Source organism: Paenibacillus sp. EZ-K15 (genome assembly GCF_002573715.1).
Classification (GTDB): Bacteria; Bacillota; Bacilli; order Paenibacillales; family Paenibacillaceae; genus Paenibacillus_AQ.
On the sequence record NZ_PDHM01000022.1, the window covers coordinates 90341 to 114972 of the forward strand.

The 24632-nt window shown below is 49.1% G+C and carries 26 protein-coding genes and 1 other annotated feature; of the genes, 5 read left to right on the forward strand and 21 right to left on the reverse strand.

Annotated elements, in window-relative coordinates:
- Positions 1–40 precede the first annotated feature (40 nt).
- The 12 genes from CRG97_RS27115 to CRG97_RS27180 form a co-directional block, all read right to left on the reverse strand.
- On the reverse strand, positions 41–928 hold the full coding sequence (locus CRG97_RS27115; RefSeq protein ID WP_098748752.1) for a carbohydrate ABC transporter permease: 888 nt from the start codon (positions 926–928) through the stop codon (positions 41–43).
- Positions 929–942: 14 nt separating this feature from the next.
- Positions 943–1905: an ABC transporter permease gene (locus CRG97_RS27120; protein WP_098748753.1), complete on the reverse strand. Its 963-nt coding sequence runs from the start codon at positions 1903–1905 to the stop codon at positions 943–945.
- Positions 1906–2571: 666 nt separating this feature from the next.
- Complete coding sequence (yjcZ, locus tag CRG97_RS27130) at positions 2572–2682, reverse strand: sporulation protein YjcZ (RefSeq protein WP_083659774.1); 111 nt, start codon at positions 2680–2682, stop codon at positions 2572–2574.
- Between the two features lie 490 nt (positions 2683–3172).
- Positions 3173–3613 (reverse strand): NucA/NucB deoxyribonuclease domain-containing protein, encoded by a 441-nt coding sequence (locus CRG97_RS27140; protein WP_076324707.1) that lies wholly within the window; start codon positions 3611–3613, stop codon positions 3173–3175.
- A gap of 292 nt (positions 3614–3905) precedes the next feature.
- Complete coding sequence (gene groL, locus CRG97_RS27145) at positions 3906–5534, reverse strand: chaperonin GroEL (RefSeq protein WP_076324708.1); 1629 nt, start codon at positions 5532–5534, stop codon at positions 3906–3908.
- Between the two features lie 62 nt (positions 5535–5596).
- Positions 5597–5878 (reverse strand): co-chaperone GroES, encoded by a 282-nt coding sequence (gene groES, locus CRG97_RS27150; protein WP_006212454.1) that lies wholly within the window; start codon positions 5876–5878, stop codon positions 5597–5599.
- 278 nt (positions 5879–6156) lie between these two features.
- Positions 6157–6975 (reverse strand): nucleotidyltransferase domain-containing protein, encoded by an 819-nt coding sequence (locus tag CRG97_RS27155; protein WP_098748755.1) that lies wholly within the window; start codon positions 6973–6975, stop codon positions 6157–6159.
- A gap of 300 nt (positions 6976–7275) precedes the next feature.
- Complete coding sequence (tatC, locus tag CRG97_RS27160) at positions 7276–8049, reverse strand: twin-arginine translocase subunit TatC (RefSeq protein WP_098748756.1); 774 nt, start codon at positions 8047–8049, stop codon at positions 7276–7278.
- Between the two features lie 72 nt (positions 8050–8121).
- The gene (locus CRG97_RS27165) at positions 8122–8358 is read right to left on the reverse strand and encodes a twin-arginine translocase TatA/TatE family subunit (RefSeq protein WP_076324711.1); all 237 of its coding nucleotides are present in this window, start codon (positions 8356–8358) and stop codon (positions 8122–8124) included.
- A 216-nt stretch (positions 8359–8574) separates the two neighbouring features.
- Complete coding sequence (locus CRG97_RS27170; protein ID WP_098748757.1) at positions 8575–9066, reverse strand: MogA/MoaB family molybdenum cofactor biosynthesis protein; 492 nt, start codon at positions 9064–9066, stop codon at positions 8575–8577.
- Positions 9067–9115: 49 nt separating this feature from the next.
- Positions 9116–9592 (reverse strand): cyclic pyranopterin monophosphate synthase MoaC, encoded by a 477-nt coding sequence (gene moaC, locus CRG97_RS27175; RefSeq protein ID WP_076324713.1) that lies wholly within the window; start codon positions 9590–9592, stop codon positions 9116–9118.
- Positions 9593–9595: 3 nt separating this feature from the next.
- Positions 9596–10246 (reverse strand): 5-formyltetrahydrofolate cyclo-ligase, encoded by a 651-nt coding sequence (locus CRG97_RS27180; RefSeq protein WP_237566595.1) that lies wholly within the window; start codon positions 10244–10246, stop codon positions 9596–9598.
- 768 nt (positions 10247–11014) lie between these two features.
- Between CRG97_RS27180 and CRG97_RS27190 the strand changes: the two genes are divergently transcribed.
- A complete protein-coding gene (locus CRG97_RS27190; protein WP_098748759.1) occupies positions 11015–12967 on the forward strand; it encodes an ABC-F family ATP-binding cassette domain-containing protein in 1953 nt (650 codons plus the stop codon).
- Positions 12968–13445: 478 nt separating this feature from the next.
- Here the strand turns inward: CRG97_RS27190 and CRG97_RS27195 are convergent, their stop codons facing one another.
- The 6 genes from CRG97_RS27195 to tsaE all read right to left on the reverse strand — a co-directional run bounded on the left by CRG97_RS27195 (position 13446) and on the right by tsaE (position 18431).
- Complete coding sequence (locus tag CRG97_RS27195) at positions 13446–14729, reverse strand: 2-isopropylmalate synthase (RefSeq protein ID WP_237566596.1); 1284 nt, start codon at positions 14727–14729, stop codon at positions 13446–13448.
- Positions 14730–15071: a binding site (T-box leader), on the reverse strand.
- 281 nt (positions 15072–15352) lie between these two features.
- Complete coding sequence (locus CRG97_RS34055) at positions 15353–15478, reverse strand: hypothetical protein (protein WP_272914380.1); 126 nt, start codon at positions 15476–15478, stop codon at positions 15353–15355.
- A gap of 114 nt (positions 15479–15592) precedes the next feature.
- Positions 15593–16642, reverse strand: a complete 1050-nt coding sequence (gene tsaD, locus CRG97_RS27200; RefSeq protein WP_098748760.1) for a tRNA (adenosine(37)-N6)-threonylcarbamoyltransferase complex transferase subunit TsaD — start codon at positions 16640–16642, stop codon at positions 15593–15595.
- Positions 16639–17163, reverse strand: coding sequence for a ribosomal protein S18-alanine N-acetyltransferase (gene rimI, locus CRG97_RS27205; protein ID WP_098748761.1), 525 nt, complete (start codon positions 17161–17163; stop codon positions 16639–16641). The genes tsaD and rimI overlap by 4 nt, the downstream gene beginning before the upstream one ends.
- Positions 17164–17182: 19 nt before the next feature.
- Entirely contained in the window at positions 17183–17974 is a 792-nt protein-coding gene (gene tsaB, locus CRG97_RS27210; protein ID WP_098748762.1) for a tRNA (adenosine(37)-N6)-threonylcarbamoyltransferase complex dimerization subunit type 1 TsaB, read from the reverse strand.
- Positions 17961–18431: a tRNA (adenosine(37)-N6)-threonylcarbamoyltransferase complex ATPase subunit type 1 TsaE gene (tsaE, locus tag CRG97_RS27215; protein ID WP_098748763.1), complete on the reverse strand. Its 471-nt coding sequence runs from the start codon at positions 18429–18431 to the stop codon at positions 17961–17963. The genes tsaB and tsaE overlap by 14 nt, the downstream gene beginning before the upstream one ends.
- A 260-nt stretch (positions 18432–18691) precedes the next feature.
- Here tsaE and CRG97_RS27220 point away from each other — a divergent pair, with 260 nt between their 5' ends.
- Positions 18692–19873: an epoxide hydrolase family protein gene (locus tag CRG97_RS27220; RefSeq protein WP_098748764.1), complete on the forward strand. Its 1182-nt coding sequence runs from the start codon at positions 18692–18694 to the stop codon at positions 19871–19873.
- A gap of 116 nt (positions 19874–19989) precedes the next feature.
- Here CRG97_RS27220 and CRG97_RS27225 read toward each other — a convergent pair whose 3' ends face one another.
- Entirely contained in the window at positions 19990–20172 is a 183-nt protein-coding gene (locus CRG97_RS27225; RefSeq protein ID WP_076324721.1) for an H-type small acid-soluble spore protein, read from the reverse strand.
- Between the two features lie 4 nt (positions 20173–20176).
- Entirely contained in the window at positions 20177–20464 is a 288-nt protein-coding gene (locus CRG97_RS27230) for a hypothetical protein (RefSeq protein ID WP_098748765.1), read from the reverse strand.
- A gap of 210 nt (positions 20465–20674) precedes the next feature.
- Between CRG97_RS27230 and ku the strand changes: the two genes are divergently transcribed.
- From ku to ligD, 3 genes are read left to right on the forward strand one after another with little or no spacing between them, the layout of a single operon-like run.
- Positions 20675–21604 (forward strand): non-homologous end joining protein Ku, encoded by a 930-nt coding sequence (gene ku, locus CRG97_RS27235; protein WP_098748766.1) that lies wholly within the window; start codon positions 20675–20677, stop codon positions 21602–21604.
- Positions 21605–21618: 14 nt separating this feature from the next.
- Positions 21619–22515: an ATP-dependent DNA ligase gene (locus CRG97_RS27240; RefSeq protein WP_237566597.1), complete on the forward strand. Its 897-nt coding sequence runs from the start codon at positions 21619–21621 to the stop codon at positions 22513–22515.
- Positions 22516–22520: 5 nt separating this feature from the next.
- Complete coding sequence (gene ligD / locus CRG97_RS27245; protein ID WP_098748767.1) at positions 22521–23438, forward strand: non-homologous end-joining DNA ligase; 918 nt, start codon at positions 22521–22523, stop codon at positions 23436–23438.
- Here ligD and CRG97_RS27250 read toward each other — a convergent pair.
- Positions 23421–24512 (reverse strand): SPL family radical SAM protein, encoded by a 1092-nt coding sequence (locus CRG97_RS27250; protein ID WP_098748768.1) that lies wholly within the window; start codon positions 24510–24512, stop codon positions 23421–23423. The genes ligD and CRG97_RS27250 overlap by 18 nt on opposite strands.
- Between the last annotated feature and the right edge of the window lie 120 nt (positions 24513–24632).

Below are 24632 nucleotides of genomic sequence, written 5' to 3' on the forward strand. Positions count from 1 at the left end.
TTGGATTATTGATTTTAACCACATCTCTATTTCAAATCTACTAACTCTTAACGGCGCCGATCATCACCCCTTTCACAAAATACTTTTGCAGAAACGGATAGGCCATAATAATTGGCAGAGCCGTAATCACGATAGCCGCATATTGAATGGTGATCGGCAGAACTCCGGAACTTTGGACCAGCGCTTTCTCCATTTCCTTATCGAATGAGCTGTCACGGATAATTCGGACCAATAACACCTGAACCGGCATAAATTGCTCCTTGCTGAGTAATATCAATTCCCAGAAAAAGGAGTTCCATTTGCCGACCGCATAATACAAGCCGATGGCTGCAAGAACCGGTTTGGACAGAGGTAGCGCCATTTGTAGGAATATTCTGATATCGCTGGCCCCGTCGATTTTGGCCGATTCCTCGATCTCTTTGGGAAGACTCTCAAAATAGGTCCGTACAATGATGATATAGAACGTAGAAATAGCTGCGTAAAGCAAGATACCCATTCGGGAATTAAGCAAATGAAGATCTCTCATGACCATATAAAATGGAATCATTCCGCCACCGAACCATAATGGAATCGCCAAAAAGATGGCGGCAAAATTGCGCAGCTTCCAATTTTTCCGTGAGAGTGGATAGGCCGCCAGCGTCGTCAGCAGTAAGCTAAGAAATGTTCCTACCACCGTGTAGTAAATCGTATTTCCATAGGCGACGATCATTCCCTTGTAATTCAAAACTGTCTCATAAGCCGACAAATTGATTCCTTTTGGCCAGAGAAGCACTTCATTTCGCATCACACTGTCCGTATCGCTGATAGAAACGGATAGAATATAAATGAATGGGTAGAGCATCACGATACAAGTGACGATAATAAAAAGATAGATGAATACAAAATAAATGGCGTCACTGGCGTCCACTCTTTTTTTGGTCTTAAACATGTTCTCTCCCCCTTTTACCAAAGCGAAGTCTGGTTTGCCTTCTTGCTCAAGTAATTAGCTCCGTATACCAGAATGAAACCAATCACAGCCTGGAATAGGCCAACCGCTGTGGCATAGCTGTAGTTATTGTCGATGAGTCCTTTTCTGTACACGTAAGTATTCAGGACATCCGCGGTGTCATAAATCGTTGGATTGTACAACAGCAGGATTTTGCCGAAATCGGCCGTTAAAATCGTGCCCAGGTTTAACAGCAGCATAATAATAATGGTCGGGACCAGACTTGGGAATGTAATGTAACGGAGCTGGCTCCACCGGCCCGCCCCATCGATCTTGGCTGCTTCATAGAGATCGGGACTAATGCCCGAAAGAGCGGCGATATAAATAATGGCGGAAAATCCAGCTCCCTGCCAAATTCCCAGCAGCACATAAATCGTTCTGAAGTAATCCGGATCTTGAAAGAAGAAAATACTCTCAATTCCAAATTTATTTAAAAGGATATTGACGATCCCCGTACTCGGCGAAAGGAAGGTAAGAGCCATCCCGCATACAACAACCGTAGAAATAAAATACGGTAAATAGCTAATCGTCTGTGCAATTTTTTTGAACAGGAGATTCCGTATTTCATTGAAGCAAAGAGCTAAAATAATCGGCACAGGGAATCCGAAAATCAAGCTGTAAATATTAAGGAGCAGCGTGTTTTTGATCAGTCTAAAAAAATGGGGGTCATCCAAAAATTGTTGGAAATATTTGAACCCGACCCAGCTACTTCCGGATATCCCTTTGACCACGTTGTACTTCTGAAATGCCATTAACAAGCCATGCATCGGCCAATAGGCAAATATGAAATACCATATAAAAACAGGTAGAAACATAATGTAAAGCCATTTGTTGTATACAAGCTCCTTAGCCATTAACTGAAGTTTGGAGCCCTTCTTCTTTTTCATATCGATCTGAATTATCGGTTCTAAACCAGCCATGTTTAAACTCCTTTCAACGCACTCATTCTTTGCTGCCAAACGCCCCTTTGTTGGATCCATCCATGTACTCCAAAGTCCATGAATCGCCTATTAAACAACCCCTTCCACGAGTTTTATATCACTTCCCGATTTGAAACCGTATCCATTAAGCGCTTTCAATTTCATCGTTTAAATGATATTTCAACTCCATTTTCCAGCCGTTTTTAGCAAGCTTTTTATCACATTATAACTGATTCAATTAATTTGTACAGTGTCTTTATTAATTATTTACGAAAATTAATCCGTGCAAAACCTACTCCTTTAATAGCTTGGAGATGTTCATTTTATCAATGAAGAGGATGCAATGTCCTTTGCAAGAGTGTGAATGTTATATAAAAAATGCTCCCTCTCGGGAGCCTTTTCATACTCGCAATGACATGCTAATTTTCATAACTTTGGGTAAGGAAAACGAAATTCGTACAGAGTTAACTTTAAATGATCAAGAAAAGTTGGGGATTGCTGATTCGTTATGGCTGAAAATCATCCATACTCCAGGATGGTTCCCGATCGCAACTGAAATTTAACAGACTATAGCTACATCAAATCCTTAACATTATGTATTCTAAAATTAGTAAGAAATAGACCCTGCCAGCATTAGCCAGTAGGGTCTTTGTCATGCAGGGAATATTATACAAAGGCACTAGTAATGATTACCAACAAAATAAAGAGAACAAGAATCGCCGCGACTGAGTTTTTACCGCCGTATCCTCCAACACTTTCGTAACCAACTTCGCCCATGAGGTCTCCTCCTTTTCTACGATCTCAATACAAAGTATTCAAAATCTCATACAATGCCAGGGCCAATATGCTTTAACAAAAAAGAACCTCACCAGCCTAAGCCAGTGAGGTCTCTTACCGATGCTATCGGAGCATTACCTATAATGCGAAGTATTTTTACAGTTAACCTCTACTTGTGTTCAAATGAATTGTAGTAAATTTTACCCACCTTTGATATACTGACATTATTACTTTAGTCATGGGTGCGTGATCAATCAAATGTGGGATAAAGAACTGAAAATAGCCATACAGAAGAAGCAAAACGTAACGATATACCTTATTGATGGCGCAGTATTACAAGGTATACCTGATGCTTGTACAGATCGCTTAGAGATGCGGAGTGTTTATGGGCCAGTCTGGGTACCATTAGAGGAAATAAAGCATGTGAGTCGATTGATACGACTAGACGCAAAAAAGAACCTACTGGCATATAGCTAGTAGGTTCTTTTTGCTATCTAAAAATGAAATGTACTTGGGTACCGTCCGGGTATCCCTCCAAATAGTTACCTACCCAGCTTCCCGCTCCTCGATTGTCAGATGGATCTATGTATTCGACACTTGCACCGTCCCCGCCTTCGGCACACATGGCCATCGGCCACTCATCCCGATCATATCCTTTTTTTGTAGGGATTCCTTTTAGCGAAGAACTCCTGTTATCATCTGCACCAGTTCGATCAATGGTACAAACTTCGGAATGGCCGGATTCAATGGCCTTTTGTATGTGATCCGCTGTCTCAGGATATCTATCCGCTGGAAACTCCAATTCGACAACGGTACCCGGTATTGGTTGGTTTACATCAATGTCATCTAACTCCGGAAAATAATTAAGGACCAACCAAACCAATAACAAGGATAAGACCGCTGTTCCAAATTTCAAGAATAACTTTTTCATACCAATTGCTCCCCCCCTTTCAAACAAAAAAATCCCTGCCAGCATAGGCCAGCAGGGATTTTTTTACCGATGCCTTCAGTTTACTTTTTTAAGTATAATCAAGTTGGCATATATTTGTAAATCACTTCTCTGTAATTGTCGCTGTCTTGATTCTATTATCCCAAAATACTTAATTCCCCTCTAGCTTCCGCTACTACTCTTAAAGACATCTATACATTTGTGAAGCTTATACAAGAAAAGAGACCCCGAGAGGTCTCTTTTTCATTGATATGACAGGCTTTTGGGGCCTTACTTACATCATGCCGCCCATTCCACCCATGCCGCCCATATCAGGCATAGCTGGTTTTTCTGGTTCTGGCTTGTCAGCGATAACCGCTTCGGTTGTCAGGAACATAGCCGCAACGGAAGCTGCGTTTTGAAGAGCGGAACGCGTTACTTTTGCAGGGTCAACGATACCTGCTTCGAACATGTTCACCCAAGTGTCTGTAGCAGCGTTGTAGCCGATACCGATCTCTTCTTTTTTCAGACGCTCAACGATAACAGAACCTTCTTTACCAGCGTTTGCTGCAATCGTGCGGATTGGCTCTTCCAGAGCGCGCAGAACGATGTTCACGCCTGTTTTCTCGTCGCCTTCTACTTGAACAGCAGCAACAGCGTTGTATACGTTAACGAGCGCTGTACCACCACCGGATACCATACCTTCTTCAACCGCAGCGCGGGTTGCGTTGAGGGCATCTTCGATGCGCAGTTTGCGTTCTTTCAGTTCTGTTTCAGTAGCCGCACCGACTTTGACCACAGCTACGCCACCAGCCAATTTAGCCAGACGCTCTTGCAATTTTTCTTTGTCGAAATCGGAAGTGGTTTCTTCCAATTGGTTGCGGATTTGCTTCACGCGAGCATCGATGTCTTCTTTGTTGCCAGCGCCATCAACGATAATGGTGTTCTCTTTGGTTACGCGCACTTGACGAGCGGTACCCAATTGATCGATGGAAGCTGTTTTCAGGTCAAGACCGAGCTCTTCCGTAATCACTTGGCCGCCAGTCAATGCAGCGATATCTTGCAGCATGGCTTTACGACGGTCACCGAAGCCAGGAGCTTTAACAGCAACAGCGTTAAACGTACCGCGCAGTTTGTTCACGATCAGCATCGCTTGCGCTTCGCCTTCGATGTCTTCCGCGATCAGAACGAGCGGTTTGCCCTGCTGTACGATTTTTTCAAGGATCGGCAGGATCTCTTGCGTATTGGTTACTTTTTTATCGGTGATCAGGATGTATGGATTCTCAAGAACAGCTTCCATTTTATCCGTATCAGTAATCATGTATGGAGAGATGTAGCCGCGGTCGAATTGCATACCTTCTACAACTTCCAGCTCCGTCAAGAAGCCGCGGGATTCTTCAACGGTGATGACGCCGTCTTTGCCCACTTTATCCATAGCTTCTGCAATCAGTTGACCTACTTCTTCGTCAGCTGCAGATACGGAAGCGACTTGAGCGATTTCCTGGTGGTTTTTAACTTCTTTCGCGATGTTTTGAAGTTCAGCCACAGCTGCTCTAACCGCTTTGTCGATACCCTTACGGATGATCATTGGGTTTGCGCCAGCTGTTACGTTCTTCAGACCTTCACGGATCATAGCTTGAGCCAGAACCGTTGCCGTTGTTGTACCGTCACCGGCAACATCGTTGGTTTTGGTAGCTACTTCTTTAACAAGCTGAGCACCCATGTTCTCGAATGCATCTTCCAGCTCGATTTCTTTAGCGATGGTTACACCGTCATTCGTGATGAGCGGGCTTCCGAATTTCTTCTCAAGAACCACGTTGCGGCCTTTCGGTCCGAGTGTTACTTTAACTGCATTTGCCAAAGCGTCTACACCGCGAAGCATTGCGCGACGGGCGTCTTCACTGAACTTAATGTCTTTTGCCATGGTATTACATACCTCCCTAGTGGATTATGAAATAGTGAAACAAAGATATATTCAGGCGTTCATTAGCCTAAGATCGCGTGGATGTCGCTTTCTTTCATAATCAAATATTCTTTACCTTCGTATTTGATTTCTGTTCCAGCGTATTTGGAGAAAATGACGCGGTCGCCTTCTTTAACTTCCAAAGGTACACGTGCGCCGTCTTTCAGGGAGCCACTGCCTACAGCAATAACTTTACCTTCTTGCGGCTTTTCTTTAGCAGAGTCAGGAAGTACAATCCCGAATGCCGTAGTTTCTTCTTGTTCGATCGGTTCTACCAATACGCGTTCACCTAAAGGTCTGATCATGAAAAAATAGCCTCCTTTAAATATGTTGTGATGCTTTTTTCAAAGCTTTATGTATTAGCACTCGACAACCCTCAGTGCTAACAACCAATTTTATGATACTCAAGTTGTCTTAAAATTTCAAGTCCTTTGCATGATTTTTTGATCATTTTTTTGCAATTCGGACTCTGATTGGGGTTGTCTCTAAACCCCCTCCTCCATTGTATCCATGACCAGCCAAAATATGCCTGAGTCTTAAGGAACACTGTACGGCTGAATGCCAAAAGGTCTCTCCCCTTTCGTCAAACCGTGAATGACTGCGGTCCGCCGGTTCCCCATGCTTCAACCAGCGCGTTCCGAAACAAAGCATCCAGCCTTTGATCCAGATCCGTATCTTGGTGCTTCTTATCCTTGGCTAGCTGTTCATATTCGTTTAATTTCTCTTCTATAAATGCATTGATGACGGGAAGCTTCGGTTCATAATCCATTTCTTCACCCGAACGTTTACGAAGAAGCAATTGATCGATCTCCTGTTTCAGTGCACTCCCCTGATCTAATAGGCGATCCGTAAGCAGCTCGAATTGCATAGGAGGCATCTCGTTGTAGGATTGAATCCAGTCGCATGCCAGGATCGGACGCAGTACATAAAAATACTTTTTGATCTTAACGTCCCCCCCTTGCAGATACATCCGGTAATTTCCTTTGGCCATGTTCAGGTAGTGGTGCATGCAAGATTTAGGCGAGAACGCAAGCGGAGATATGCTGCGGATTTGCTGGGCGATGCCAAGCGTTTCCTTATACTTGATGGGGGACTCCAACCACTCAAGCAGGGGCGGATTCGACTTGCGAAAAAGCCCCAGCGCTTTTTTCAAATCCCAACCGCTCATATCCAGCCTGTCGCTGATCGGTCGCTCAATCACATCTCGCTTGTCGAATATGGATAAATACCACTCCACGGGTCTGATATAGATAAACCTTACGTCATAATCGCTGTCTGTCGACGGGAAGCCCCAGGCCCTGCTGCCTGATTCGCATGCATACAGGATAAGAACCCCTTCCTCCCGCTCTATCCGCTCAAGTTCTTGCTGTATCGTCAATTTCATTTCTTCCGTTATATTCATATCCGGAAACTCTCCTTCTGTATTGACCGTGTGATGTCCGATATCCTTATTGTCTTCCAAGCGTTCCTATTTCAACAGGGCGAAAGTCTGGCGCTGGGGAGATATGCTCAAGATGAAAGTTAGGATGTTATGAAATGATTCCCATGAGACCGGGAGCTAATGCACTTATGAAATTGATTCCTAACCATTCGATTCTTGAACAAAAAAACAACCCGCAAACCATACTCCCGTGGAGTGAAGTTAGGCGGGTTGTTCTTATTCTCATGCGATCCTATTTTGCAAAACATATTATAATCACTGTCATTCCTCTTCGTCTACCCGTCCATACCGGCTGTCCCATTCCATGTCTGCCTCTAATTGCTTGCGATAGATCACGGAAGACAGAAACATGCTGAATTCGTACAGAAGCAGAAGTGGAATCGTAACCAGGATATCCGATATGAAGTCCGGCGGCGTAATGACAGCCGCAATGAATGCAAGCACGAAATAAGCTACTTTGCGCATTTTTCTGAGCCGAAGCGGATTCAGAATGCGGATTTTCGTTAAGAACATCACCACAAGCGGCAGCTCAAACAGCAAGGCCAGTGGCAATACGAGATTAAACATGAAATTCAAGTAATTGGTAATTCCGTAGGTTTCCTGGAGCCCCATGCTCTGTGTAATCGTTGTCGTGAACGACAGAGTCATCGGAAACACGATGTAATATCCGAACGTTATCCCCACGATGAACAGAAGAAACGCATACGGTACGTAACGAATGGCCGCTTTCTGCTCTTCTTTGCGGAGTCCCGGCTTGACGAACGCCCACAGCTGATAGAAGATCAGCGGAACGGAAATGACAAGCGAGAAAATGGCAGCGATTTTCATGTAAATCCCGATACCATCCCAGAAGGAGAACGCATGCAGTTCAAAGTTCTTGGCTTCTTCCGCTGCTGTCAAATAATGATAGATCGGCTCCGCAACAAAAAGCCCCCCGATCAGCCCCGCTACGAATACCACGAGCACGACTATAATTCGTTTGCGAAGCTCGCCCAAATGCTCTACAAGCGCCATATCTTTCACTTGCTCCGACATGTTAACCACCACCCTATATGTGACCCTGACAAAACAAAATCCCTCCCGAAGGAAGGGACTTCAAACCTTGCATTATTCCGGAAGACGCTTATCCTCAACCTTGGTTGGCTCAGCGGCAACGGCTTGCTGGGGAGCCTCTTCTTTCTTCTTCGCCGGTGCATCGTCAGCAATAATCTCGCGCGCACCATCCTTAAACTCACGGAATGTTCTTCCGACCGCACGTCCCAGTTCAGGAAGCTTGTTCGGTCCGAACAAGAGTAGCGCCAAAATGACGAGCAAAATAATACCCGGCACTCCAATTGTACTCATATCTATTCTCCTCCTTGTCCTGCTTAATGCCTTTAAAGGACCTCAGGATGATCTAAATCCGTCACGCCTTGCACTACAACAGGTGTTAACTTAAGACCATAATCCGACTACAGCAGTTGAAACAAGCTCATATACCGCCATCATACCATAATGTAAATCACATATACAGTCTAGAATCGTGACAGATTATTTACATAATTATCTAATAAGATATCCCTAGAGCTGCTCGCGATACTGCCCCGTTACCATCAGCAGTGCCTCCGGAAGCTGATCCATAACCGCCGCCAGATTCTCGTGTACGCCTTTAGGCGAGCCCGGCAGATTGACAATCAAGGTACGGCCGCGGACGCCGCATACGCCCCGAAACAGCATCGCGCTCCGATTCTTCTGCATGACGGCAGCACGCATCGCTTCTACGATGCCGGGCACTTCCCGTTCGATGACCCGCTTGGTTGCCTCCGGGGTAACATCCCGGACCGCCAGCTCCGTTCCGCCTGTCGTGAGTACGAGATCCACTTGATAATAATCCGTCAGTTCGATCAATGCCGCGATAATTTCATCCGGCTCGTCCGGTACGATCCGGTATTCAATAATTTCTCCGCTCAACTCTTCCTCCACCAATTCCCGGATCACTTGAGCGCTCGTATCCTCGCGTTCCCCCCGCGAACCTTTATCGCTCGCCGTTAGGATCGCCGTTTTCCACACCATCTGCCCTCTCTCCTTCCCACTCGTTCGAATCTCCTGTCTCTATGCAATGCTATGTTGTTTCTTGTATGTAATCCCCGCTCTTCCCACCGGTTTTGCTTACCAGATAGGTCGGGCCGATGACCATGTCTTTTTGCAAGGCTTTGCACATGTCATAGACCGTCAGCGCAGCCGCTGAAGCTGCTGTCAAAGCTTCCATTTCAACGCCGGTTTTGCCTGTGGTCTTCACCGTCGTTTCTATATATAACTCATCTCTAGCATTATCGCTGAACTCCACATTCACGCCGGTCAACGGCAGCGGATGACACATCGGAATCCAGTTTGACGTGTTCTTCGCCGCCATGATAGCCGCAACCTGTGCTACGGCAAGCACATCTCCCTTGCCGATCTTCCCCTCATGGATGCGAATCAGCGTATCCGGGTGCATACGAACCGTAGTCTTTGCTACCGCTGTCCGGGCCGTTACATCCTTATCACTGACATCCACCATGCGTGCTCTGCCTTGGCCATTAAAATGACTCAATTCCATCTCTTATCCCTCCGCTGCAGGTCTGGCCTTCACAGTATGTCCCCGTTCCGTAACCAAACTGTCCAATACCCTATCATGCTCTTCCATGGGAACATGCTCCAAGACCTGAACCTCGTAACCGATTCCCACCCACAAAGGCTCACCGATCTGACGAGAGTTATCTTGTGCTCCCTGATTAAGCCTGTCCGACAGCCGGTCATAATAACCGCCTCCGTATCCAAGTCTTCCGCCCTTCCTGTCAAACGCAAGCCCTGGCACCCAGATGATATCAGGCCTATGGTTCATCCATTTCTGTGATCTATGCGGATCAGGCTCCAGAATACCGTAAGCTCCGGGAATCAGCTCATTCCATGCGTGAAGTTTATACAATTCCAGCGAACGGTCTTGGGGCAAACTCCGGGGAACGATAACCTGAATCCCCTGCTTCCATGCCCATTCAACAAGCGGCCGGGAATCCAGCTCGGAGCGAAAGGGGACATAAATCATCATGCTCTGAAGTTGAAGCCGATTCATGACCTCCGAAGCAAACTCGCAGGCTTGCTGCGATCGCTTCGCCCGCTCTTCCTCGGATAATTCATCCCTGCGTGATAGCATCATTTTGCGCAGGGCATCTTTTGCGGATACCCGCTTCAATTCTTCCTCAGGGTTCAACACGTGATCTTTCCTCTCACGCTTATAATTATGTTTAGTTTACCACTGTTCCTTCCTTTAGCCAAGAATGCAGCAAGTCGCCAATCATGGTCGATTGTTCGGTCATTTTCATGTACACTTACTTTAAGAGGTTGTTCAAAAAGTCCGCTTTTGATAAGAAAACCAATCGAGGCAAATTCAAGGCTGAGCGACCGCGATTCAGAAGTAGGTTTTCTTGCGATATAGAATTTCATCAACTCCGTTGATAACTTATAAATCCTATATCTAACACGAAGTAACACTGAAAGCATATTCGGCATCGAATCTTGAATTCAGCCGGGCCTAAGTAGAAGCTTCCGAAGTATGTTTCCTGCGGAAACATTTCAGGTGCTCACGTACCCAAAAAATACGCTCCGCTCCTGACGTCCCTAGCTTCATCCAACTGAAGCGTTTTGAAAAAACGCACATCGGAAGCATAAGCTTCGGTGCTGAAAATCGACCTTTTTGAACACGCACTTTAAGATATCAGAACGTATAAACTTCAATGCATGAACATCCTGATATCGGAAGAAAAACAACTTCTAAACGAGATGTCTTCTGAGAGTGTACGTCGGTAGAGGTTTTTCTTAAGAGATATGAATGTATATACATCAAAGGCATACCCTCCTTATCTCGCAAGAAAAACTTCCGCTATATGCGGTCTGTCTTCTGAGAGTGTACGTCGGTAGAGGTTTTTCTTATAGTGAAGAATTAATCGAACAAACATATAGAATGATGGAGGTTTCACATAACATGCTGCTGCAAGCCAATGGCATTACGAAATTATACGGAGTTACGCCCGTGCTGGACGGGATCAGTCTACAGGTGCTTGAACGCGAAAGAATCGGCCTTGTCGGAGTCAATGGAGCCGGGAAATCGACCCTGCTCAAAATTTTGGCAGGCGAGATGTCTTATGATGGCGGACAAATCTTCAAGGCTAAGGAAACCACCGTCGGTTATCTTGCCCAGAACAGCGGGCTTCAGTCCGATTCGTCGATATGGAACGAGATGCTGGATGTCTTCACTCCCCTTCTGGAGATGGAGCGCGAGCTGCGTCAGATGGAGGAACAAATTGCCGACCCGAGGTCGAGCGACGATCCGAAGAAATACCAGGAGCTTCTGGATCGTTATGCGATCCGTTCGGACTGGTTCAAGGATCAGGGCGGTTATGAGATCGAAACACGTATCCGCAGCGTCCTCCACGGCATGGGATTTGGCAGCTTTTCGCCGGATACCTCCATTGCCACATTAAGCGGCGGGCAGAAGACAAGGCTGGCTCTTGCAAAAATATTGCTGCAGGCACCCGACCTGCTCATGCTGGATGAACCGACGAACCATCTGGATATCGCAACCCTCACCTGGCTGGAGGATTATCTACGAGGCTATTCCGGTTCATTGCTTGTCGTTTCCCACGACCGCTATTTCCTGGATCGTCTCGTGACGACCATCGTTGAAATCGAACGCCGTCACTCCAAAAAATATACGGGGAACTACAGCCGGTATATTGAGCTGAAGGCAGCGGAATACGAATCCCAACTGAAGCAATACGAGAAGCAGCAGGATGAGATCTCCCGCATGGAGACCTTCATTCAGCGAAATCTGGTCCGGGCCTCTACAACTAAGCGGGCGCAGAGCCGTCGCAAAGCGCTGGATAAAATGGAACGGATGGACAAACCGCTGGGGGATCTGAAGAAAGCACACTTTTCTTTTGAAGCCGAGTATATGTCAGGCAAGGATGTGCTTCATGTGCGGGATCTGGCGCTTGCGTTCGGGCAGGACAAGCCATTGTTTAGGCAGGTTTCCTTTGATCTCAGCCGCGCGGAAACCGTAGCTTTGATCGGTCCCAACGGAGTTGGCAAATCGACGCTCCTTAAATGCCTGATCGGTACATTGAAGCCAACGGCCGGATCGCTTCAATGGGGGACAAAAGTGAAGATCGGCTACTACGATCAAGAGCAATCCGAGCTGAATCCAAGCAATACCGTTCTGGAAGAACTATGGGGTACCTATCCGCATATGGAGGAAGCCCGCATCCGCACCGTTCTGGGCAACTTCCTCTTCAGCGGCGAAGATGTGCTCAAGAAGATCAGTTCCTTAAGCGGTGGGGAAAAAGCTCGCGTCTCGCTTGCCAAGCTGATGCTCCTGGAAGCCAACATGCTCATCTTGGACGAGCCGACGAACCATCTCGACTTATTTGCAAAAGAAGTTCTGGAATCGGCACTAATGGATTACGAAGGCACTTTATTGTTCATATCCCATGACCGTTACTTCCTCAACAAAATGGCCGAACGCATCATCGAGCTTCATCCGGACGGCATTCAACATTTCCTGGGTAATTATGACGACTATACGGAGAAAAAGCAGGAAATTCTCGATATGAATGACGAACCTTCCGAGCCGTTTGCTCGTCACACGCTGAAGGTGGAAGGGAAAGCCGAAGCTACCGTCGAGAAACAGGGGGCCGTTTCTTTTGAAGCCGAAAAGCAAGCAAAGCGGGAGGAACGAAATCGTCAGCGCAAGCTCACAAGTCTGGAAGAGCAAATTCATGCTTTGGAATCGGACATCTCCGAGCTAGAGACCGAGATGACGCTGCCGGAGATCTATCAGGATTATATGGCACTCCAAGAACGTCAGCAGTCGTTAGAGGAGAAAAAGAGTCAGCTTGAGCAAATTTTTGCCGAATGGGAGTCATTGCTGGAAACTTAAAAAAAATTCACAAAAGTGTTTCAAATGGAGTTTTGCATTTATACACAAACTTATCCCCAATAATGGTGCATAAGTTTACCATGGAAATGGCCGAAATGGCCATTTTTTTGTTGTTATTCGCGCATCTTCGGTCCTATATCCAACTTTATCCACTAAGTTATTCACATTATCCACAGTTTCCACCGAAGAAATTGAAAATCCTGTCCCCTCTTTTCAGCGTATTGCAAAAGACCGATTTATCGACATTTTTCTCGCTTATGCACATTTTTCGGCGAATATGTGGATAACGTTGTTCACAACTTGACAGAATTACATGTCTTATATAATAGCCTTCTATATAGACTTACCACTTGTTATTAGCCAGTTATATTGAGCTAGATTTTGAAAAAAGCGACCTTCCTCAGTGCAGTTCGGAAGGTCGCTTGTGCCGACAATTATCGAAGTGGAGACGTTAAGGTTCCTTGTTCAGCTTCCTCGCCTAGACCGACATCAACGCCGAGTTGCATGCAGCAACGTATGCCAGGCCTGCGGCCATAACGATATCCTGGTGCACGGCCGTGCCGCGGAAGATCTTGCCGGCCTTCTCAACCGTGACCGCCGCTTCAGCATGCGCATCTTCGCCGCTGCTTAAGGAATGAAGTTCCAGATCGCCAAAGCGGATGGCGCTGCTAATTCCTTGGCTGATCGCCGAAATAACGGCTTGCACCGGACCGTCCGCCACGCTCGAGTAGGTGGCTTCCGTTTGCTCGCTCAGATGACGCAGCGTGACGGCCGCAACCCGGCTGCTGCCCGTTCCCGAAATGACCTGCGCCTCGGTCAGCTCATATACTTGGGCCGGTTTGCCTAGTGTGCTGCTCACCATCTGCAGCAGCTGATCATCGCTGACCACCTTCTGGCGGTCAGCCGTCTCCTTGAAGGTATCGTACAAGGACTCCATCTCGGCTCCATCGAGCTGGACACCGTACCTGGCAAGACGATCCTTCAGCGCATGACGACCGGAATGCTTGCCCAGCACGATCATGCTCCGCGGAATCCCCAGCTTTTCCGGGTCCATAATCTCGTAGGTGCTTCGATCCTTCAGCAGACCGTCCTGGTGGATGCCGGATTCATGCTGGAAGGCGTTCCGACCGACCACAGGCTTATTAAAGGCAATTGGAAAATGCATCGCACCGCTAACGAGACGGGATACTTCATACAGCTTCTCGGCCGTAATACCCGTCTCCGCCCGCAGCAAGTCACCCCGGGTAGATAGAGCCATGACCAGCTCCTCCAGTGCGCAGTTGCCTGTACGTTCGCCCACCCCATTCACGGTAACCTCGATTTGGCTGGCACCGTTCTCGATCGCGGCCAGGCTGTTGGCTACAGCCAGACCGAGATCATTGTGGCAATGGGCGCTGTAGGCGACCGTCTTTCCGCCACGGGCGCCTTCCCGCACGCGTCGGAACATCTGACCATATTCATTCGGAAGCGCATATCCAACCGTATCGGGCAGATTGATAATCGTTGCGCCCTCTTCAATGACGGCCTCCACCATCTCAATCAGGTCGTCAATGCTGGTGCGCGAGGCATCCATCGCCGTAAATTCCACCACGTCGCTGAACTGCTTCGCATAAGCTGTCATCTCACGTGCCCTTGCCACTACATCCGGACGGCTCATGCGCAGCTGGTAGCGAAGATGGATGTCGGAAGACGAAATAAACAGATGAATTCGCCTTCTGGCCGCGTCTTGGGTGGCCTTGAAAAAAGCCCGCCATCTCTTCATATAAGAGACGACGGGCTAACACCCTCCGTGGTACCACTCTAATTGACGCGCCTCGTTCGCAGCTGTTCCGCCGCGACATATACACGTCCACTCACGTCCATAATCTCCTCATACCGGCCCGACATGAAGAGAATGGACATCCTGATGACGGAGGAAACTCCGTAAGAGAGTATAGCTGCATTCATGGTCGTTGGGCTGTTTTGCTCCATCAACCAATGCGTGCTGCTGTTCCCCTCTTCCACTCCCGGGCGAGATTCAAAGTTTGCTGCCGCTGCACGTTACACCAAACCCGCAGCTCTCTGTAGACAGCTCTCTTTTACTGCTCCCGTTCATCGCGTTTATACGATATGCTGTTATGCAGAATCTCATGATATCCGGCACTTCACCGGGTATCCTGCCTCTTTTTCACTGTTTCGTTTTTCATATGCCCACACTGCTGCTTGATCAAAGCATTAGCTGCCTAATAAGAATGCAAAAAAGCCTGCCATCTCTTATTCAAGAGACGACAGGCTATCCTATCGCGGTACCACTCTTGTTGACTCTAAGCTCCCGGGTTCATGCTGTTCCCGGACCTTAAAGCCCCCTCCATAGCCAAATCACAAATGATTTGTGCGCAGCCGTTCTCACGGAGGCCATCCCGTAACAAGGTCAAACTCCGCAATCAATCCATGCCTGATCGGCATTTCATTGCGCAAGGTTCCCTTGCTCCGCTCCCAGGTGAGTTCAGGTCCCTCTCGTCTGCGTTGCACCGTCCCGCAGCTCTCTTTATCCAAGGTTCACCTTACTGGTTCTGTTCTTCGCGTTTCAACATTCTGGAATTTGATCAAGATTATACGTCCTATACAAAGACGTGTCAAGACGCTTTAGCTTAATGGCTCCGCCCAAAGTTCCAGCGACATTTGCGGGTCGGCCTTCATATCGAGCGACGTAAAGCTCCCCTGCTTCCATTTCAAATGTGCCGCGGCAGCAATCATCGCTCCGTTATCGGTACAATACTGAAATGGCGGGATCGTCAGCATAATCCCTTCCTGCTTGCAACGTTCAGCCAATGTTCTACGGAGCCCGCGATTAGCGGCAACGCCACCACACAGCAGCAGCTGCTTGGCATCATATGCTCTGACCGCGCGAACCGCCTTTTCCACGAGCACTTCGACCACCGATTCCTGGAACCCCCGGGCTATCGCTTCCGTCCGGACTTCCTCTCCACGCATTTTGCTCTGATTGACGACATTTAATACAGCCGATTTCAGACCGCTGAAGCTAAAGTCGTAGGAATCCGGCTCCAGCCATACACGGGGAAGCTCCACAACATCTTCGGCCTCCAATGCCATACGGTCAACATGCGGACCCCCGGGATACGGGAAGCCAAGCGCTCTGGCCACTTTGTCGTACGCTTCGCCAACCGCATCATCCCGCGTCCTGCCGATCAACTCAAAGCTGCCTTCGTCTTTCATGTAGACCAGCTCGGTGTGACCGCCGGAAACAACCAGCGCCATACAAGGGTAAGCGATATCGCCCACAAAGCGGTTGGCATAAATATGACCCGCAATATGATGCGTGCCGATCAGCGGCTTGCCAAGCGCAAACGCCAGGCTTTTAGCAGCCATAACGCCAACGAGAAGCGCTCCGACCAAACCGGGTCCCTGCGTTACGGCGATCGCCGACAAATCCTTCATTTCAATGCCGGCCTCAGCTACGGCTTGTTCAATAATTAGCGTAATGCTCTCCACATGCTTGCGGGAAGCCACCTCGGGGACCACCCCGCCAAAAGCTTTATGTGTTTCAATCTGGCTGGCAATGACGCTGGACAAAACCTCATAGCCATCCTTTACAACGGCAACCGAGGTTTCATCGCAGCTCGTTTCTATCGCCAATATGCAGCTGTGCTGCCGGTCCACTCTTTCTTCATTCATGATAGCCTTTGACTTCCTTCCTCGCCATCGTCCTCCCGATAAGGGGGCAGATCTGCCCACATGATGAGTGCGTCTTCCTGGTTATCGGAATAATACCCCTTCCGGACACCAGCTGGCTTAAACCCTTTTTTGGTATATAAGTGCTGGGCAACGTGATTGGATACACGAACTTCCAGCGTCATTTTCTCCATTCCCATATAGGCAGCGGTCTTCATCAGTTCCGTAAGCAGTCGATCGCCCCACTTGCGTCCGCGGTACTGCTCCAGCAGCGCAATATTCGTAACGTGTGCTTCGTCAACGATCGTCCACATGCCTGCATATCCAACCGTCTTGTCTTCGTACTCCATAATCATATAACGTGCAAAATGATTCAGTTTCAGCTCATTGTGAAAAGCTTCTTCGGTCCAAGGCACGGTGAACGCTTCACGCTCCACCACGAGGACCTCCGGAATATCCTCCAAGGTCATCAACCGAAAGGACAAACCGTCTTCACCATCTACCGGCTTCTTCTGCTGATCCATGACGAATCCTACGCTCCCTTCACCGCTTACGCAGCAGGTTCGCTTCCGCTTCGGAAAGCTGTGTATAATTGGGCACCAGTGTATGCACATCATCCGCTTCCCCGGCGAGCAACCTGGCTGCTCCCAAGTACCCCATCCAGCGGCCTTCAAGCGAATACGGATGAATATGCAGCCCGTCTCCAAACCCAGGCTCAAGCCCGCGGGCGGTTTCGGCATGAAGCTCCACTTCCCCAGTAAACCAAAGGCAAACCGGGCGCTCCTCTTCGGGCAGCTTGCTGATCCGTTCCTGTATGGCCTCCACCCAGGATTGCATCAGGCGAATACCGTCTTCTTCCATACGTATCGGCGCATCCTCTTGGCTCTCTGAATCGACAGCGAATAATGCCGTGTACACTTGTCCCCGTCTTGCATCCAGCAGCGGAATGACCCAGTGGACTCCCTTCTTCGGCTCGGCTTGATGCCATCCGGACTTCAAGCCCCCCCATGCCAAGGCATGCAGGCTGGATACCCCGACAATCGGGATGTGATTAGCCCATGCCAATGTTTTGGCAGCCGTTACCGCAATCCGGATCCCTGTATAAGAACCCGGACCTACTCCTACGGCAATGCCGTCCATCTGTTCCATGCCGAGGCCTGCTTCCGCAAGCGCCTGTGCCATCACCGGGTGCAGATGCACCGAGTGGTTGCGGTCCGCATTCGTGTTCACTTCCGACAGCAGCTTGTCCTGCTCCATCACGGATACCGTCAGCGATGCCGTAGACGTATCCAGCGCCAAAAACCGCTGCTGCGGCTTCGTGTCATTGTTGTTCATTCCAGCTACCCCATTTTTCATTCAAATCCCGGCACCACTCGCCATAGGGCTCGCCCTGGCTTGAAAGTGTGATGATCCGGTGAGTTTCGCCTGTCGTTTCAAGCTGGATATGCAGATAACGCTCCGGCAAAAGCTCGGTGATCAGGCTGCTCCACTCCACGAGACAAACCCCTTCGCCAAAAAAATACTCATCCAGCCCGAGCTCATCCGCTTCATCGATCGACAAACGGTACACATCCATATGGTAGAGCGGCAGACGCCCCTCATATTCTTTAATAATCGTAAATGTCGGGCTATTCACAACCCCGTTCACACCAAGGTGCCGTGCAAAATGTTGGGAAAATGCCGTTTTCCCTGCTCCAAGATCTCCGTCCAGGCCGATGACAGTCCCTGGCTCCGCCCTAGCGGCCAGCCAAGCAGCAAGCTGCTCCGTCTCTTCCAGACTGCTTGAACTCATTCGAAACCGGCCCTCCGTACGGCCATTGTTCACTGATAACCCACCCTTTACTTAGTTTGCCCACATCTTAAAATACTTGATCTTCATTATATCGGTCCTCCCAAGCCGCTGCAAGAACATGAGTTTCGCTTTTAAGATTGGGATGGGAAAAGAAACGTCAACCCAGGTTTCAAACACTGACACGATGTAGTCAAAGATCAAGCCTTATAGTTAAACCAGAACAGAGATAAACAAAGATAAAAACCTTGAGGAGGATGACAATGAACGTAACGAACAAACCGAACACAGCCCCTTTTTCTGAAACAACTATAACTCCCTTTCACATTCAAATTCCGGAATTGGACCTGATTGATCTTAAGGAACGTTTGGCCCGTACTCGCTGGCCTGATGACCTGGAGGATAACCACTGGGATTATGGCACGCCGATGTCTTACCTAAAGAAGCTATCAACTTATTGGAAGAATTCATATGACTGGCGTAAATATGAAGCCATGCTGAATGAATTTCCTCAATTCACGACCACCATCGATGGACAAAATATCCACTTCCTGCATGTTCGCTCCCCTGAGCCTGATGCACTGCCTCTAATCGTTACCCATGGCTGGCCAGGATCGATTGTGGAGTTTATACATATGATTGAACCGCTCACCAACCCAGGCAAGTACGGTGGAAATCCGTCCGATGCATTTCATCTCGTGATCCCTTCCCTTCCAGGTTTCGGCTTCTCCGGGCATACAACGGAACGGGGATGGAACATTGAGCGTGTAGCTAGAGCGTGGGATGAATTAATGCGTCGCTTGGGCTATGAACGCTATGGAGCTCAAGGTGGAGATACCGGGTGTTTGGTTTCGGCTGAACTTGGCCGGATCGCTGCAGAACGTATCATTGGCGTTCACTGTAATGGTTTGTCGGTGTTCCCAACCGGAGATCCTGCTGAAACCAAGAACCTTACGGCTGCAGAGCAGCTGCGCTATGGTGAATTAGCCGGTGGCGGATTTGACGGGTCCGGATATGCCGTCCTTCAAGCAACCAGACCGCAGACACTATCCTACGGCTTAACAGATTCCCCGGTTGGTCAGCTTGCATGGATTGTGGAGAAGTTTAAGGCATGGACAGATCCAACGGCAGATCTCCCTGAGGATGCGGTTGATCTCGATCTCCTTCTTACAAATGTCTCGATCTATTGGCTCACGGCTACAGCAGGCTCCTCTGCAAGAATCTATAAAGAAAGTTCCAGTAATTGGGGAGCGCCAGCACCATATTGCTCGGTGCCCACGGGCGTGGCGGTCTTCCCTAAGGACCTTTCCATTCGGAGCATGGCTCAGCGCCAGTACAACATACTGCATTGGTCAGAATTCGACCGAGGCGGCCATTTCGCCGCATTGGAAGCTCCTGAATTGCTGGCTGATGATATCCGATTATTTTTCAGAGGGATTCGTTAACGACGTAGTCAACACAAACACACCTTATCCGGTTTCCAACAATATGGGACCCGTACAAGGTGTGTTTCTCGTGTTTATTAACCGATTAGACGGAGCTAAAGAGCCCCTGCAATAAGCTATTCGCCTTCTTTCAGCCGGTCTACGTTCACAGTCAGTGTATTGGTCGGACGGGAACCAACCTGAACGGTGGCCATCCCGTTCTGCTGATCCACATGCTCGATCCACACGGACTCTCCTCCCAGGTTGACCTTGTAAGTATCCTTGGAGTTGAAAATCTCCACGGCTCTCTGTATCTCCATACGTTTAGTCCTCCTTCTCCATATTTCTTGGCGATTCGTCCACGACGTCCATCGTATCGGTTGTAGAAGGGCCGATCAGCCCGTTATCCAGGGTGACATTGCCTCCGCCAAGCCCTTCGTTAATCATCCGGTCAATATCGAACATTGTAGATTCCCGAGAAATCTCACTCTCCTCCGACGTCAGGCTGTTCCAATCCACCGTTTCACCGTTCACCGATTCTGCAGCGGAATGATCCGAGGCTCTGTCCTTCTGTATCTCTTCCGACGCTTCGGTTTCTCTAGACTCCATCATGACTCAAAATTACCTCCTTATACAGGCAGAGTTCATCGTCAATATGCCACAAACGGGTTCTAATTATGCAATCCTGAGCTATAACTCATACTAGAGTCTTTTTTTGGGCACACTAATAGAGGTAGTACAAAAAATTTATAGCAGTCGTTTATTACGTTTACTACACGGTCATACCCAAACATATTAGAATTTGATAGGAGGTTTCATAGAATGCATACGGTATGGAAGGGCGCGATCAGCTTTGGTCTGGTGCACGTGCCCGTCAAGATGTTCTCGGCTACGGAAGATAAGGATATTTCGATGCGCTACATTCACAAGGAGTGCGGCAGCCCGCTCTCTTACATCCGCAAATGTCCGGTATGTGAAGAGGAAGTGGCCTGGGAGGAAATTACGAAGGGGTACGAATATGAGAAGGGGAAATTTGTACTGTTCGAGAAAGAAGAGCTGGAGCAGCTCGCCGAACAGAACAGCAAAAACATTACCATTCTGGACTTTGTGGATCTGACCGAAATTGACCCGATTTATTTTCAAAAGACATACTATCTCTCGCCGGATCAAGCAGGTGCAAACGCATACCGGCTCCTGCTGGAAGCGATGAAGCAATCAGGCAAAATCGGCATCGCCAAAATCGCTATTCGCTCGAAGAGCAGTCTGGCCGCGATCCGAGTGCTCGATGAATGCTTGTCGATCGAGACGATTTTCTACCCGGATGAGATCCGGCCGATCTCCCAGGTCCCGAATTTGCCTGAAAGAACCGAGGTCAACTCCAAGGAACTCGATATGGCCAAACTGCTGATTGACCAGCTGTCGACTCCCTTTGACCCTGAGAAATATACGGATGATTATCGCGAACGTCTGCTGGATCTGATCAACAGCAAAGTGTCCGGTGAAGAGATCAAGATTGCCCCTGCTCGTCAGGAGACCAACGTTGTCGATCTGATGGCTGCCCTCCAGGCAAGCATCGAAGCCGTAAAGCCAATCGGAACGGATCCAGGCACCAAACCGAAGCCGCGTAAACCAACCCGGAAGACAGCTGCCAAAGAACCGGCTGCCAAGGTCAGCGGCGGGGAAGGCGAGCTTGACGCACCGAAGCCGAAGCGCCGAACAACCAAATCCAAGAAATCCGACTCCACATCCTGATCCGTATGGGACAAATGCAGAATCTGCTGCCCAAAGAGCCGATGGCACCGATCTCGACGGATCAAATCACGACAGGCGAGGATTGGGGTTATCAGCTGAAATGGGACGGCGTCCGCATACTGGCCGGACTTGACCAGAACCGCGTATCGTTATATTCCCGCAAGCTGCTCGATAAAACGTCTCTGTATCCCGAAGTCGTTCAGGCATTATCCGGTTTGCAGGATCGGCGTCTTCTTTTAGATGGCGAGGTTGTCTATTTTCATCCGGAGCTGGGTCGTCCCGTGTTTCAGAAGGTTCTTCAGCGGGAGCGTTCGCGTGCGATCAGCACGAACGCTCCTCTGTTTACTTATGTTCTCTTCGACATTCTGGTGGACGGCGACCAAGACTTGCGTAAGCTGCCTTATCTTGAGCGTCACCACCGCCTGAAGGAGATCGTTTCCGACACACCGGGCCTGCTGACCGCGGATCTGTTTCTTGAAGGCGAGCATTTATGGAGTTGGGCCGAAGAACGGGGATGGGAGGGCATTGTGATGAAGCGCCTCTCCTCTCCTTATCGTGAAGGCAAGAAACATCGGGATTGGTATAAGAAAAAGATCGCTGTCAACATGACAGCCTCCGCCGTCGCCATGATTATCAGGGAAGGCCGTGTCGCCAGCCTCGTCATTGCCGATGACGACGGTAACTACATTGGTCGGGCTTCCCTGGGGCTTAATGAGCAGACAAAGAAAAGGCTGCTGCAATATGCCGAAAGCCATCGTGCTGATGCGATATGGAGTACGCTCCATACCGACCTGAAGAAAGAACAGCTGGCCTGGCTTAGCCAGCCACTTTCCGTTCAGGTCACATTTCTTGAATGGAGTCAGGATGGCATGATGCGCCATCCCAAACTCGTATCGATTGAGGGGGTGTAAACCATATGGCTCGTACCGTCAAAGGGACCCTAATGATCGAGGGACAGGAGATTCAAATTACGAATCCCGACAAACCGCTATGGCCAGAAGTCGGCATTACCAAAGCGATGTATCTGCAAAAGCTTGCGGCCATCTCCCCGTTCCTGCTCCGGTACTGCCGGGGCAGACTGCTCACGACCATCCGGTATCCGCACGGGGCCGAGGGCGAATCCTTCTATCAGAAAAATGCGCCGGAGCCGCTGCCGCCTTTTGTGCAGACCTATGTGCATGAAAATATTAACTACGTGCTGCTCAACGGACTGCCGGAGCTGCTCTGGCTGGGGAACCTGGCTGCGCTTGAGTTTCACCCTTCACTACACCTCGCAGGCAGCAATCTACCCTGCGAATGGATGATTGATCTGGATCCAACCCTGCCGGAGGAGCCACGGATCATGGAGGCAACTGCGATTGTAGGGGACGTCCTGAGCTCCTTGGGCCTGTCCTCCGTCCCGAAAACCTCAGGAGCAACCGGGGTGCAGATCATCGTGCCGATTCCGGAAGGCATTACGTTCGATGAACTTCGCACGGTCGGCCAATTCGTGGGGCAGTATGTAACCGAGAAGTTCCCTAAGCTGTTCACCATCGAACGACTTAAGAAGAATCGCGGCGATAAAATCTATTTCGATTATCTTCAACACTACAGCGGAAGGACGCTCGCCGCTCCGTATACCCCACGGGCCCGACGGCTGGGGACCGTCTCCACGCCGCTCACTTGGGATGAGGTCCGTCAGGATGTTTCTCCCACGGATTTTAATCTGCTGAACATTGAAGAACGGCTAAGAGAGAAGGGCGACCTGCTTCAGACCTTGCCTCCGCAACCGATCGAGAACGTCATCCGACATCTGAAGCCCCAAGGAAAGGGAACCTCAAAAAGGAAAGGATAGCTGTTCAATATCCGGCATTAGCTCCTCCCCGGAGACCGGCGCTGCCGGTTGTGGCAGCTTCCTTGGCTGTGCAGGAGCAAGCAAGTCCCCCACTGAAAGAAGGTGATCGCGAGCGCCTTCCACCTGCGTCCCGTTCTGTTGAGAAGTCACGCTTTCGATCGCCCCAGCCTTGCTCACGGCAGCAGCCGATGCCTCCGAGGTCAGTCCATTCAGCTCATATTCATTCAGCAGCCTGGCTGCCATCGATTTGAAGGAACGTACGTAATGTTCTTCGGCATATGCGCCCTGTCCATATAACTCGCGGTAAGGCTGAACCACTTCGGGAAACTGGTGTTTAAGTGTTTCGATGTACCATTTCTTCACGTCGCGCGAGAGTCTCAGTAACGAGATCATGGCAAAGGAAACGCCCCTTACCTTCGCCTGCGACAGAAGATCCTTCAGTTCCGACTCCTTATCCGTCAAAAAGGGCAGCACAGGCGCCACAAACAAGCCCGTTCTTATGCCTGCAGCCGATAATCGGTGGATCGTATCGAGCCTGCCCTCCGGATGAGGCGATGCCGGCTCCAGCTTCCGGATGATGTCCCCATTCAGCGTGTTGAGACTTATGTTGACGGACACATTCTCCATTCGGGTCAATATGTCCATATCTCTGAGCACGAGCGGAGAGCGCGTTGTAATGCTTGTGGAGATGCGGTACTTAGCAAGCAACTTCAAACACTCCCGCGTAATGCCCTCCTTGCTCTCGATCGGCTGGTACGGATCGGTTGCCGTACCGATCGTAACCTGTCCAATAAATCTGCGCATCGCTTCAATATCATGGTCAAACTTCCTCGCTGCACTCGATAACTGCTTCTCCAGCGCTTCGGCTGCATTCGACTTCATAAAGATATGATGCTGAAACTCATCCTCCGCCCCCATGCCGATAAAGGATTGGAACGCGCGGGCATAACAAAAACTGCAGCCATGCCCGCATCCGCGGTACGGATTGATGGACCAATCGAAGGGCATCCTCTCTTCCTTCACTCTGTTTAAAGTCTGTTTGGTCGTTATCCGTTCATATTGCGTATGAGCCACTTCTCTTCCTCCCCTCTAATCCCTTACTGCTGTATGTTGAACTATTTCATATTTTAACAAACATACGTTCTTATTATAGGTGGATTTTACTGGATTTACAAATAAACCTCCAGCAACCCC